This window comes from Streptomyces sp. NPDC093546, from assembly GCF_044765045.1.
Lineage (GTDB): Bacteria > Actinomycetota > Actinomycetes > Streptomycetales > Streptomycetaceae > Streptomyces.
Map to the genome: position 1 here is coordinate 243,048 of NZ_JBIWJG010000007.1, position 13,136 is coordinate 256,183.

The 13,136-nt window shown below is 70.5% G+C and carries 8 protein-coding genes; 5 read left to right on the top strand and 3 right to left on the bottom strand.

Annotation, left to right across the window (positions count from 1 at the left end; genetic code table 11):
• Positions 1 to 8: 8 nt before the first annotated feature.
• The 3 genes from ACIRNI_RS18255 to metH all read right to left on the bottom strand — a co-directional run bounded on the left by ACIRNI_RS18255 (position 9) and on the right by metH (position 6,470).
• Positions 9 to 1,610 (bottom strand): ABC transporter substrate-binding protein, encoded by a 1,602-nt coding sequence (locus ACIRNI_RS18255; RefSeq protein ID WP_403552394.1) that lies wholly within the window; start codon positions 1,608 to 1,610, stop codon positions 9 to 11.
• Positions 1,611 to 2,065: 455 nt separating this feature from the next.
• Positions 2,066 to 2,767, bottom strand: coding sequence for an HAD family hydrolase (locus ACIRNI_RS18260; protein WP_403552395.1), 702 nt, complete (start codon positions 2,765 to 2,767; stop codon positions 2,066 to 2,068).
• A 169-nt stretch (positions 2,768 to 2,936) separates the two neighbouring features.
• Positions 2,937 to 6,470, bottom strand: coding sequence for a methionine synthase (gene metH, locus ACIRNI_RS18265; RefSeq protein ID WP_403552396.1), 3,534 nt, complete (start codon positions 6,468 to 6,470; stop codon positions 2,937 to 2,939).
• A gap of 250 nt (positions 6,471 to 6,720) precedes the next feature.
• Here metH and ACIRNI_RS18270 point away from each other — a divergent pair, with 250 nt between their 5' ends.
• The 5 genes from ACIRNI_RS18270 (at position 6,721) to ACIRNI_RS18290 (ending at position 13,122) form a co-directional block, all read left to right on the top strand.
• Positions 6,721 to 7,485 (top strand): IclR family transcriptional regulator, encoded by a 765-nt coding sequence (locus ACIRNI_RS18270; protein WP_403552397.1) that lies wholly within the window; start codon positions 6,721 to 6,723, stop codon positions 7,483 to 7,485.
• A gap of 436 nt (positions 7,486 to 7,921) precedes the next feature.
• The gene (locus tag ACIRNI_RS18275; protein WP_403552398.1) at positions 7,922 to 8,716 is read left to right on the top strand and encodes an MIP/aquaporin family protein; all 795 of its coding nucleotides are present in this window, start codon (positions 7,922 to 7,924) and stop codon (positions 8,714 to 8,716) included.
• A 38-nt stretch (positions 8,717 to 8,754) separates the two neighbouring features.
• The gene (glpK, locus tag ACIRNI_RS18280) at positions 8,755 to 10,281 is read left to right on the top strand and encodes a glycerol kinase GlpK (protein ID WP_403552399.1); all 1,527 of its coding nucleotides are present in this window, start codon (positions 8,755 to 8,757) and stop codon (positions 10,279 to 10,281) included.
• Between the two features lie 6 nt (positions 10,282 to 10,287).
• A complete protein-coding gene (locus ACIRNI_RS18285; protein WP_403552400.1) occupies positions 10,288 to 11,898 on the top strand; it encodes an FAD-dependent oxidoreductase in 1,611 nt (536 codons plus the stop codon).
• Between the two features lie 177 nt (positions 11,899 to 12,075).
• Positions 12,076 to 13,122, top strand: coding sequence for a PAC2 family protein (locus ACIRNI_RS18290; protein ID WP_403552401.1), 1,047 nt, complete (start codon positions 12,076 to 12,078; stop codon positions 13,120 to 13,122).
• Positions 13,123 to 13,136: the final 14 nt, after the last annotated feature.

The following is a 13,136-nucleotide window of genomic DNA, read 5'->3' on the forward strand; positions in this document are numbered from 1 at the left end:
ATCGTGGGTCAGGCGATGCCTCGGGCCAGCTCCCAGAGCTGGAGGTCCGAGGAGGTGTTGAGGGCCCACTCGACACCGGTGAGGTCGTTGCGGTGGGCGACGTACTGCTTGCCCTGCCACAGCGGGAGCACGGGGACGTCGTTGGCGACGATGTCCTGGAGCTGCTCGAAGGCGGGCGAGGCGGAGTTGCGGTCGGCCGCGCGGCGCGACTGCGGGATGAGCTTGCCGCGCGCCTCGGTGCTGACGTAGGGGGAGTTGAGGAAGTTGTCCGCGTCGAGGAACGGCGCGATGTAGTTGTCCGGGTCGGGGAAGTCGGGGACCCAGCCGAGCCCGTAGACGGCGTACTCGCCGCGCTTCTGGGCGGGCCGGAACGTCGACCACGGAACGCCCTCGACGCGGACGTCGAAGAGCTTGGTGGCGTTGAGCTGGTCGCGCAGCGCCTCGAACTCCTTGGCGGTGCCCGGGCCGTAGTAGTCGCTGGTGTAGTGCAGGGTCAGCTTGACCGGGGTGGAGATGTCGGCTTCGCGCAGGATGGAGGCGGCCTTCTGGCTGCTGGGCTCGCCGTACTTGTTGAAGAACGAGTTGGTGTGCGCGGTGATCGTCGACGGGATCAGCGAGTAGAGCGGGGTGGCCGTGGAGCCGTAGACCTTGGCGGCGATCTGGCCACGGTCGACGACGGCGGCGACGGCCTGGCGGACGGCCTTGTCCTGGACGGAGGCGTCCTGGGTGTTGAAGGCGAGGTAGCGGATCTCCAGGCCCGGCATCTCGCGGAGCTCGATGCCCTCCTTGGAGTGCTCGGCGAGGTCCTTGATCTGCTCGGGCGACATGGTGCGGGTCATCATGTCGATGGAGCCGGCTTGCAGGGCGTCGCCCATGGCCGCGGAGTCGTCGAAGGAGCGCAGCTCGACGCGGTCGTTGCGGAGCTTGATGTCGCCCTTGTAGTGCTCGTTCCGGGTGAAGACGATCTTCGTGACCTGGTCGTCCCGCACCTCGGCCCGCATGGTGTACGGGCCGGAGCCGTCGACCTGGAAGCCGTCGCGGAGCTTCTTGGCGTCGTACTTGTCCCCGCTGAGGATGCCCGCGACGGGCGTGGACAGCTTGTACGGGAAGGTGGCGTCGGGCGTCTTCAGGTGGAAGACGACCTCGTCGTCGGCCTTGGTCTCGATGGTGTCGATGTTCGAGAGGAGGCCGGCGGCGCCGTTGTCGGAGTTGATGGCGAGGACGCGTTCGATGGAGAACTTCACGTCCTTGGCCGTGATGGGCGTCCCGTCGGAGAAGGTCAGGCCTTCGCGCAGGGTGCAGCGGTAGCGCTCGCTGGCCCGGTCGGTGAAGGAGCACTGGGAGGCGGCCTCGGGGACCGGCGTGCCGCCGCCGCGCGGGACGCGCATCAGGGTCTGCACGGTCTGGCGCAGGACGTTCCAGGCGCCGGCGTCGTACGCGAAGGCCGGGTCGAAGGGGGCGGAGGCGTCCTTCGTGGCGGTGAACCGGTCCGTGGTGCCGACGACGATGGCGCTGCCGTCGCCGGATCCCGCCTCCGAGCCGCCGCAGGCTGCGAGTGCGGGGGCCAGCAGGCCGATGACGGCCGGCAGCACCAAGGTCTTGCGGTTCATCTGGACGTTCTCCTCATCCGGCACTGGGTACAGCGTGGGGCGTACTCCGCCGCGGCCACCCGGTCTGGGCGGGGCGATCGGGCCGGGATACAGAGCGATCGGTCCGGTGTCCGGCGCCTGCTGGTGGCTTGACGCGAACACGCGGATTAGTGCGGCGAAGTTCTCGCCAAGAGATTAGTGGGCGGTGCCAGGCGCTCTTGAACGGGCTTGAGTTGAGCCCGCATCAGACAGTGAGGAGTAATGCGTCATCGGCGATCACTATGCGCGGAATGTTTCGTACACCCCTTGATGAATCGGGACACAAAGGTGCACCCGAGGGGCCGGAAGCGGGGCCCGGGGGCCCCGGGGTCACGGCTCGATCACCACGGAGCGTGACCAACGTCACGCCGGATTCCTCTTTTCCCGGTTACGGAAAAGACCCGGCCGGGCGCTCTCGGTTTTCCCCGATGTGGGGTTCAGTTCATTCCGTTGATCAATGAACGGAGAAAACCGAGGTCGACCTCTTCCAGGGAACGGACGACGGCCCGGCCGGCGGCGGGAGCGATGGGCGCGACGGACGGGACGGCGACCACCCGGCAGCCCGCGGCCTCGGCGGCGGCGACCCCGGTGGCGGTGTCCTCGATGACGGCGCACCGGCCCGGCTCGGCGCCCACGCCGCGGGCAGCGAGCAGGTACGGGTCGGGGTGCGGCTTCGTACGGGGCACCTCGTCGCCCGCGACGGTGAGGGTGAACCGCTCGGGGCCCAGGGAGCGCAGGACGCGGTCGATGATGCGGCGGTGCGAGGCGGAGACGAGCGCGGTGGGGACCTCGTGCGCGGCGAGCTCGGCCAGCAGCCGCTCGGCCCCCGGCATGAGCGGCACACCGTGGCCGATGCGCTGTTCGAATCTGTCGTTGAGCAGCACGGTCAGCTCGGGGAGGGCGATGTCGGCGCCGGTGGCCTCGATGAGGAACCCGGCGCTGCGGGTCATCGGCCCGCCGACCACCACGTCACGCCAGGACTCGTCGAGCCGGTGGCCCAGTTCGCCGAAGACCTCGACCTCCGCGTCCCACCAGAAGCCCTCGGTGTCGACCAGCGTGCCGTCCATGTCCAGGAAGACGGCCTGAAGGGCGGCTCCATCGGCCGTACGGGTCAGGGACGCGGGGACCGTGCTGGTCATCGGCACACCTCCATCGAGGGACGAGAAGGCCGGTCGCGCTCCCCGTGGGGGAACCCCCGGTGGGAAGAGCGACCGGCCTGCACTGGACCGACCAGTGTACGTCGCGTTCCGGAAACGCGCCTTCAGTGATGCGGTGTGCTGCTTCAGCGAGGTGCCTCAGCGGCCTGCCTCAGCGGGCGTTGAAGTACTTCGCCTCCGGGTGGTGGAGCACGATCGCGTCCGTGGACTGCTCCGGGTGGAGCTGGAACTCCTCGGAGAGGTGGACGCCGATGCGCTCCGGCTGGAGGAGGTCGGCGATCTTGGCGCGGTCCTCCAGGTCGGGGCAGGCGCCGTAGCCCAGGGAGAAGCGGGCGCCGCGGTACTTCAGCGCGAACATGTCCTCCACGTCGGCCGGGTCCTCGCCGGCGAAGCCGAGCTCGGCGCGCACGCGCGCGTGCCAGTACTCGGCGAGGGCCTCGGCGAGCTGGACGGACAGGCCGTGCAGCTCGAGGTAGTCGCGGTAGGAGTCGGCGGCGAACAGCTCGGCGGTGGCCTCGCCGATCTTCGAGCCGACGGTGACGACCTGGAGGCCGACGACGTCGGTCTCGCCGGACTCCTCCGGGCGGAAGAAGTCCGCCAGGCACAGGCGTCGGCCGCGGCGCTGACGCGGGAAGGTGAACCGCGTGCGCTCGTGGCCGCTGTCGTCGAGGAGGATCAGGTCGTCGCCCTTGGACACGCACGGGAAGTAGCCGTAGACGACGGCGGCCTCGAGCATGTTCTCGGTGTGGAGCCGGTCCAGCCAGCCGCGCAGCCGCGGCCGGCCCTCGGTCTCCACGAGCTCCTCGTACGTGGGGCCGTCGCCGGTACGCGCCTGCTTCAGGCCCCACTGGCCCTTGAACAGCGCGCCCTCGTCGAGCCAGGACGCGTAGTCCTTGAGCGGGATGCCCTTGACGACGCGGGTGCCCCAGAACGGCGGATCGGGCACCGGGTTGTCGGTGGCGACGTCGGAGCGGACACCGCCCTCCGGGGCCGGCTCCTCCACCACGGTGGCGGCCGCCCTGACGCGGCGCTGCTTGAGCTCGGGCAGGGTGGCGCCGGGCACTCCGCGCTTGACGGCGATCAGGGCGTCCATCAGGCGCAGGCCCTCGAACGCGTCGCGGGCGTAGCGGACTTCGCCCTCGTAGATCTCGTGGAGGTCCTGCTCGACGTACGCGCGGGTGAGGGCGGCGCCGCCGAGGATGACGGGGAAGCGGGCGGCCAGGCCGCGCTGGTTGAGCTCCTCCAGGTTCTCCTTCATGATCACCGTGGACTTGACCAGGAGCCCGGACATGCCGATGACGTCGGCCCTGTGCTCGTCGGCGGCCTCGAGGATGGCCGAAACCGGCTGCTTGATGCCGAGGTTGACGACGTTGTAGCCGTTGTTCGACAGGATGATGTCGACGAGGTTCTTGCCGATGTCGTGGACGTCGCCGCGCACGGTGGCCAGGACGATGGTGCCCTTGCCGGCCTCTTCGCCCTCGACCTTCTCCATGTGGGGTTCGAGGTAGGCGACCGCGGTCTTCATGACCTCGGCGGACTGGAGCACGAACGGCAGCTGCATCTGGCCCGAGCCGAACAGCTCACCGACGACCTTCATGCCGTCCAGCAGCGTCTCGTTGACGATGTCGAGCGCGGGGCGGGTGGTGAGGGCCTCGTCGAGGTCGGCCTCCAGGCCGTTGCGCTCGCCGTCGATGATGCGGCGCTTGAGCCGCTCCTCCAGCGGCAGCGCGGCCAGCTCCTCGGCCTTGCCGGCCTTCAGCGACTTGGCGGTGGCGCCCTCGAACAGCTGCATGAGCTTCTGGAGCGGGTCGTAGCCCTCGGCACGGCGGTCGTAGATCAGGTCCAGAGCGGTCTGGACCTCCTCCTCGCTGAACCGGGCGATCGGCAGGATCTTGGAGGCGTGCACGATCGCCGAGTCGAGGCCCGCCTTGACGCACTCGTCGAGGAAGACGGAGTTGAGCAGGATCCGGGCGGCCGGGTTGAGCCCGAAGGAGATGTTGGACAGGCCGAGCGTGGTCTGGACGTCCGGGTGGCGGCGCTTGAGCTCGCGGATCGCCTCGATGGTGGCGATGCCGTCCTTGCGGGACTCCTCCTGGCCGGTACAGATGGTGAAGGTCAGGGTGTCGATGAGGATGTCCGACTCGTGGATGCCCCAGTTGCCGGTCAGGTCGGCGATCAGCCGCTCGGCGATCTCCACCTTCTTCTCCGGCGTACGGGCCTGGCCCTCCTCGTCGATGGTGAGCGCGATCAGGGCGGCGCCGTGCTCCTTGGCGAGCGCGGTGACCTGGGCGAAGCGTGACTCGGGGCCGTCGCCGTCCTCGTAGTTCACCGAGTTGATCACCGCGCGGCCGCCGAGCTTCTCCAGGCCGGCGCGGATGACCTCGACCTCGGTGGAGTCCAGCACGATCGGCAGCGTGGAGGCGGTGGCGAAGCGCCCGGCGAGCTCCTCCATGTCGGCGACGCCGTCACGGCCGACGTAGTCCACGCACAGGTCCAGCATGTGGGCGCCTTCGCGGATCTGGTCGCGGGCCATCTCCACGCAGTCGTCCCAGCGGCCCTCCAGCATGGCCTCGCGGAACTTCTTCGAACCGTTGGCGTTCGTCCGCTCGCCGATGGCGAGGTAGGAGGTGTCCTGGCGGAACGGCACCGTCTGGTACAGCGACGCGGCGCCCGGCTCGGGGCGCGGGTCGCGCGGGGACGGGCTCAGGCCGCGGACGCGCTCGACGACCTGGCGCAGGTGCTCCGGGGTCGTACCGCAGCAGCCGCCGACCAGCGACAGCCCGTACTCGCGCACGAAGGTCTCCTGCGCGTCGGCGAGCTCGGGGGCGGTCAGCGGGTAGTGCGCGCCGTTCTTGCCCAGGACCGGCAGGCCGGCGTTGGGCATGCAGGACAGCGGGATGCGCGAGTGGCGGGCCAGGTAGCGCAGGTGCTCGCTCATCTCGGCGGGGCCGGTGGCGCAGTTCAGCCCGATCATGTCGATGCCGAGCGGTTCCAGGGCGGTGAGCGCCGCGCCGATCTCGGAGCCGAGCAGCATGGTGCCCGTCGTCTCGACGGTGACGGAGACGATGAGGGGCAGGTCGGCGCCGAGCGCCTCGAGGCCGCGGCGCGCGCCGAGGACGGCGGCCTTGGTCTGGAGCAGGTCCTGCGTGGTCTCCACGAGCAGGGCGTCGGCGCCGCCGGCGATCATGCCCTCGGCGTTCTGCTGGTAGGCGTCGCGGAGCGCGGTGTACGGGGCGTGGCCGAGCGTCGGCAGCTTGGTGCCGGGGCCCATGGAGCCGAGCACCCAGCGCTGCTGTCCGGTGGAGGCGGTGTACTCGTCGGCGACCTCGCGGGCGATGCGGGCGCCGGCCTCGGACAGCTCGTGGACGCGCTCGGGGATGTCGTACTCCCCCAGGGCCGCGAGGTTCGCGCCGAAGGTGTTGGTCTCGACGCAGTCCACGCCCACGGCGAAGTACGCGTCGTGGACCGCGCGGACGATGTCGGGGCGGGTGACGTTGAGGATCTCGTTGCAGCCTTCGAGGTTCTCGAAGTCCTCGAGGCTCGGGTCCTGTGCCTGGAGCATGGTGCCCATGGCTCCGTCGGCCACGACCACACGGGTGGCGAGGGCCTCGCGGAGGGCGGCGGCTCGGGTCCTGCTGTCAGTGATCTGATTGCTGTCAGCGGAAGGGGTCGGCGACGAGGCCATGGAAGTGCTCCCTAGATGCGACGGCTGTCGGCTTTGCGCCTCCATCCAGTGGGAAGCGCACCGGGTCAGGGTAACCGCGTACCCCCTGGGGTGGACATCTCGTTCCACGTGCCGGACTGCATGCTGTCCCCATGCTGTCGGGGGTGGCCGGTTTCCGAGTACTCCTCGGGTTACTCCTCGGGTGTGGCTCAAGGTCGGCATCGGCCGATAGTGTTCAGCATTGTCGAACTGTGGAAGAAGGGCCGGGGCGATGCCGAAGAACATCCAGTCGCTTGAACGAGCGGCGGCGATGCTGCGCCTGCTCGCGGGTGGGGAGCGCCGTCTCGGTCTGTCCGACATCGCCTCGTCGCTGGATCTCGCGAAGGGTACGGCGCACGGCATCCTGCGCACCCTCCAGGCGGAGGGGTTCGTCGAGCAGGACCCGGCCTCCGGGCGCTACCAGCTGGGCGCGGAGCTGCTGCGGCTGGGCAACAGCTATCTGGACGTGCACGAGCTGCGGGCGCGGGCCCTGGTGTGGACGGACGACCTGGCCCGCTCCAGCGGCGAGAGCGTCCACCTGGGCGTGCTGCACCAGCACGGCGTGCTCGTCATCCACCACGTCTTCCGCCCGGACGACAGCCGCCAAGTGCTGGAGGTCGGGGCGATGCAGCCGCTGCACTCCACGGCGCTGGGCAAGGTGCTCTCGGCGTACGACCCGGTGGCGCACAGCGAGGCCGTGGAGGCCGACCGCAAGGCCTTCACGCCGCGCACCATCACGACGCTGGACGACTTCGAGACCGTACTGGAGATGACGCGGGCGCGCGGCTGGGCGGCCGACGTCGAGGAGACCTGGGAGGGCGTGGCCTCGGTGGCGGCGCCCATCCACGACCGGCGCCGGATGCCGGTCGGCGCGGTCGCCATCACGGGCGCGGTGGAGCGGGTCTGCAACGACGGCGAGCTGCGCTCGGAGCTGATCGCGGCGGTACGGGACTGCGCCCGCGCCGTCTCCCGCGACCTGGGCGCGAGCCGCTTCTGACCCACGCGCGAGGCCGTCGATTCCGACCCGCGCGCGAGGCCGACGCCTCCGGCGCACGCGCCCCGGGCCTTGGGCGGCTTGCGCCGCCGTGCACCCCCCGGACCGTCCGCATCCCCTCCGAGGACACCCCTCCGAGGGGCGCACTCTCTTGCCCCCAGGCCTTTGCGGGCTCCGCGCCCGCGTGCCCGGGGCCGGGCACTCCCCTGCCGCCTCAGGCCTGGTAACGAACGCGTTTCGGCCAGCCGAACCCATTGACGCCGCGTTTAACCGACGGCAAAACTGCCGTTCATCGGTCGGCATTGTCGAACACCTACCGGCAATAGGCGCTAGAGTGTGGCAACGCCAGGAGGCCGGTTAACGCCCTCAGCCGAGGGCGCGGACCACCGGAGGGACCCGGGGTTCGCCTTCCCCTGGACGAAGGACAAAGGAGTCGCGGGTGTCCAGCTCCGACATCTTCATCGGCGAGATCATTGGTACCGCCGTACTCATCCTGCTCGGCGGTGGCGTGTGCGCCGCCGTCACACTGAAGCGCTCGAAGGCGCAGAACGCCGGCTGGCTTGCCATCACCTTCGGGTGGGGCTTCGCGGTCCTGACCGCGGTCTACATGACGGGTTCCCTGTCGGGCGCCCATCTCAACCCGGCCGTCACCGTCGGCATCGCGATCAAGGACGGGGACTGGAAGAACGTCCCCGTCTACTTCGCGGGCCAGCTCCTCGGTGCCATGATCGGCGCCGCGCTGGTCTGGATCGCGTACTACGGCCAGTTCCACGCGCACCTCACCGATCGCGAGATCGTGGGTGACGACCCCGCGGACAAGGCCATCGAAGGCCCGCACAACGAGAGCGCCGCCAAGGCCGGGCCCGTCCTCGGCGTCTTCTCCACCGGCCCCGAGGTCCGCAACGTGTGGCAGAACCTCGCCACCGAGATCATCGGCACCGTGGTGCTCGTCCTGGCCGTGCTGACGCAGGGCCTCAACGACAGCGGCAAGGGCCTCGGCACGCTGGGCGCCCTGATCACGGCGCTCGTCGTGGTCAGCATCGGCCTCTCGCTCGGCGGTCCGACCGGTTACGCCATCAACCCGGCCCGCGACCTCGGCCCGCGCATCGTGCACGCCCTGCTCCCGCTGCCGAACAAGGGTGGCTCCGACTGGGGGTACGCCTGGATCCCCGTCGCCGGCCCGCTGATCGGCGGAGCCCTCGCCGCGGGTATCTACACCCTCGCCTTCGCCTGAGCCGTCCTTCGTCCTCTTACCGACTTCCGGGAGCAACCGTGACCGACGCACACACCACCGGCCCCTTCATCGCGGCCATCGACCAGGGCACCACCTCCAGCCGCTGCATCGTCTTCGACCGCGACGGACGCATCGTCTCCGTCGACCAGAAGGAGCACGAGCAGATCTTCCCCAAGCCCGGCTGGGTGGAGCACAACGCGGCCGAGATCTGGACCAACGTCCAGGAGGTCGTCGCCGGCGCCATCGAGAAGGCCGGCATCACCGCCGCCGACGTCAAGGCCATCGGCATCACCAACCAGCGCGAGACCACGCTGCTGTGGGACAAGAACACCGGTGAGCCCGTCCACAACGCCATCGTCTGGCAGGACACCCGCACCGACGCCCTCTGCCGGGAGCTCGGCCGCAACGTCGGCCAGGACCGCTTCCGCCGCGAGACCGGCCTGCCGCTCGCGTCGTACTTCGCCGGGCCGAAGGTGCGCTGGCTGCTCGACAACGTCGAGGGCCTGCGCGAGCGCGCCGAGCGCGGCGACATCCTCTTCGGCACCATGGACTCCTGGGTCATCTGGAACCTCACGGGCGGTGTGGACGGCGGTCGCCACGTCACCGACGTCACCAACGCCTCCCGGACCATGCTGATGAACCTCCACACCATGGAGTGGGACGACAAGATCGCCCAGTCCATGGAGGTCCCGATGACGGTCCTGCCGGAGATCCGCTCCTCCGCCGAGGTCTACGGCACCGTCAAGGGCGGCGTCCTCGACGGCGTCCCGGTCGCCTCCGCGCTCGGCGACCAGCAGGCCGCCCTCTTCGGCCAGACCTGCTTCTCCGAGGGCGAGGCGAAGTCGACGTACGGCACGGGCACCTTCCTGCTGCTGAACACCGGCGAGAAGATCATCAACTCGTACTCGGGCCTCATCACCACCGTCGGCTACAAGATCGGCGACCAGGCCCCGGTCTACGCCCTGGAAGGCTCCATCGCCGTCACCGGCTCCCTGGTGCAGTGGATGCGCGACCAGATGGGCCTGATCAGCACCGCCGCCGAGATCGAGACCCTCGCCTCCTCCGTCGAGGACAACGGCGGCGCGTACTTCGTGCCGGCCTTCTCCGGCCTCTTCGCCCCGTACTGGCGCTCCGACGCCCGCGGTGTGATCGCCGGCCTCACCCGGTACGTCACCAAGGCGCACATCGCCCGCGCCGTGCTGGAGGCCACCGCCTGGCAGACCCGCGAGATCACCGACGCCATGACCAAGGACTCCGGCGTCGAGCTCGCCGCGCTCAAGGTCGACGGCGGCATGACCTCCAACAACCTGCTGATGCAGACCCTCTCGGACTTCCTGGACGCACCCGTCGTGCGCCCGATGGTCGCCGAGACCACCTGCCTCGGCGCCGCCTACGCCGCCGGTCTGGCCGTCGGCTTCTGGCCCGACACCGACGCGCTCCGCGCCAACTGGCGCCGTGCCGCCGAATGGACCCCCCGCATGGACGCGGACATCCGCGACCGCGAGTACAAGAACTGGCTCAAGGCCGTCGAGCGGACCATGGGCTGGATCGAGGACGAGGAGTAAATCGACATGACCACCCTGCAGAGCGTCCCTGCCCTCGGGACGCACCCGGCTGCCGGTTCCCTGCCGAGCCGTGCGGAGACGCGGGAGCAGCTCTCCAAGGCGACGTACGACCTCCTGGTGATCGGCGGCGGCATCCTGGGCATCTCCACCGCCTGGCACGCCGCCCAGTCCGGGCTGCGGGTGGCCCTGGTGGACGCCGGCGACTTCGCCGGCGCCACCTCCTCCGCCTCCTCCAAGCTGCTCCACGGCGGCCTGCGTTACCTGCAGACCGGCGCGGTGAAGCTGGTCGCGGAGAACCACTTCGAGCGCCGTGCGGTCTCCCGCCAGGTGGCCCCGCACCTGGCGAACCCGCTCACCTTCTACCTGCCGGTCTACAAGGGCGGCCCGCACGGCGCCGCCAAGCTCGGCGCGGGCGTCTTCGCCTACTCGGCGCTCTCCGCCTTCGGCGACGGCGTCGGCCACCTGCTCAGCCCGGCCAAGGCCGCGCAGGACGTGCCGGAGCTGCGCACCGACAACCTCAAGGCCGTCGCCGTGTACGGGGACGACCAGATGAACGACGCGCGCATGGCGCTGATGACCGTGCGCGCCGCCGTCGACGCGGGCGCCACCGTCCTCAACCACGCCGAGGTCACCGGCCTGCGCTTCACCCGCGGCCGGGTCACCGGCGCGGACCTCAAGGACCGCCTCACCGGCGAGGAGTTCGGCGTCGACGCGCGCCTCGTGCTCAACGCCACCGGCCCCTGGGTCGACCACCTGCGCCGCTTGGAGGACCCGAACGCGGCCCCCTCCATCCGCCTGTCCAAGGGCGCGCACCTGGTCCTGAAGCGCACCTCCCCCTGGCGGGCCGCGCTCGCCACCCCCATCGACAAGTACCGCATCACCTTCGCCCTCCCCTGGGAGGACATGCTGCTGCTCGGTACGACCGACGAGGAGTACGAGGGCGACCCGGGCGAGGTCGCGGTCAACGACAAGGACGTCACCCAGATCCTGGACGAGGCCGCGTTCTCCATCCGCGACCAGCAGCTGTCCCGGGACCTGATCACGTACTCCTTCGCCGGTCTGCGGGTGCTGCCCGGAGGCCCCGGCGACACCTCCAAGGCCAAGCGCGAGACGGTCGTGACCGAGGGCCGCGGCGGCATGCTGTCGGTGGCCGGCGGGAAGTGGACGACCTTCCGCCACATCGGCCGTACGGTGATGAACAAGCTGGCGTCCCTGCCCGGCGGCCCCCTCGGCGAGGACATGGAGCCGATCTCGGCCCTGCCGAAGAAGCTCCCGCTGCCCGGCATAGCCAACCCCAACGCCGTGGCCCACCGGCTGCTGGTCGACGGCGGCACGCCGGGCCCGCGCATGGCCGCCGACACCGCCCGCCACCTGGCGACGCACTACGGCTCGCTCTCCTTCGACATCGCGCGCATGGCGTACGACAACCCGGAGCTGGGCGAGCGCATCCACCCGGACGCCCCGGAGATCTGGGCGCAGGTCGCCTACGCCCGGGACCACGAGTGGGCGGAGACGGCGGACGACGTGCTGCGCCGCCGTACGACGCTGACGATCCGTGGCCTGGCGACGGACGAGATCCGCGCCAAGGTCGAGGACATGCTCGGCAAGAAGGCCTGATCCCGCGGGGTCTTGTGACGACGAGGGCGGCTCCCGACGGGGGCCGCCCTCGCCCCGCTTCCGGGGGTGGCCGCCCGGGCTCGAACAGAGCACTCGGACGTGTACAGGGGCTGCGGCCGGGCCCCCTGGAAGCCGTAAGGTTGGTTCGTACGCACGGAACTTCGGAAGGAGGCCTGGGTGATCGAGCTCGAGGGGGTTCCCGAGCTGATCGACCCGGTCATGGTGGCCGCGTTCGAGGGCTGGAACGACGCCGGCGACGCCGCCTCCACCGCGGTCGCGCACCTGGAGCGGGAGTGGAAGGGCGAGGTGTTCGCGGCGCTCGACGCCGAGGACTACTACGACTTCCAGGTCAACCGCCCCACGGTGTACCTGGACGGCGGGGTACGGAAGATCACCTGGCCCACCACCAGACTGTCGGTGGTCCGGGTGGGCGGCGACAAGCCGCGTGATCTGGTGCTGGTCCGCGGTATCGAACCGTCGATGCGCTGGCGCTCGTTCTGCAACGAGCTGCTGGGCTTCGCCCACGAACTGGGCGTGGAGATGGTGGTCATCCTGGGCGCGCTGCTCGGCGACACCCCGCACACCCGGCCGGTGCCGGTCACCGGCGTGACGTCCGACCCGGACCTGGCGCGCACCATGGACCTGGAGGAGACCCGGTACGAAGGGCCGACGGGCATCGTCGGCATCCTCCAGGAGGCGTGCACGCACGCGGGCGTGCCGGCGGTGAGCCTGTGGGCGGCGGTGCCGCACTACGTGTCGCAGCCGCCGAACCCGAAGGCGACGCTGGCGCTGCTCAACCGGCTGGAGGACCTGATCGACCTGCGCATCCCGCTGGGTGAGCTGGCGGAGGACGCGCGGGCCTGGCAGGTCGGCGTCGACCAGCTCGCCTCGGAGGACAGCGAGGTGGCGGAGTACGTGCAGACGCTGGAGGAGGCGCGGGACACCGCGGAGCTTCCGGAGGCGTCGGGCGAGGCCATCGCCCGGGAGTTCGAGCGGTACCTGCGGCGTCGCGACGGCGGCCCCGCAACCGGTCCAGGGGCCGGGGGCCAGGGAGCCGCTCCGGGGCACGCGACCGACATGGGCGACAGCTCGTACCTGCGCGACACCTCCAGCGGGCGTACGCGGCCGCCGAAGCCGCCGAAGCGGGAGACCGAGTCCGGGCCGGGAGCGGGGCCGGAAGCCGGGCCCGATTCCGGTGAGGAAGACGGCTCCGCCGAGGAGTGACAGCGCGGCGGAAG

Excerpts from the sequence above, each read along its gene's own strand:
- metH (WP_403552396.1), bottom strand. The coding sequence starts at position 6,470 with ATGGCCTCGTCGCCGACCCCTTCCGCTGACAGCAATCAGATCACTGAC.
- ACIRNI_RS18255 (WP_403552394.1), bottom strand. The coding sequence starts at position 1,610 with ATGAACCGCAAGACCTTGGTGCTGCCGGCCGTCATCGGCCTGCTGGCC.
- ACIRNI_RS18285 (WP_403552400.1), top strand. The coding sequence starts at position 10,288 with ATGACCACCCTGCAGAGCGTCCCTGCCCTCGGGACGCACCCGGCTGCC.
- ACIRNI_RS18270 (WP_403552397.1), top strand. The coding sequence starts at position 6,721 with ATGCCGAAGAACATCCAGTCGCTTGAACGAGCGGCGGCGATGCTGCGC.
- ACIRNI_RS18260 (WP_403552395.1), bottom strand. The coding sequence starts at position 2,767 with ATGACCAGCACGGTCCCCGCGTCCCTGACCCGTACGGCCGATGGAGCC.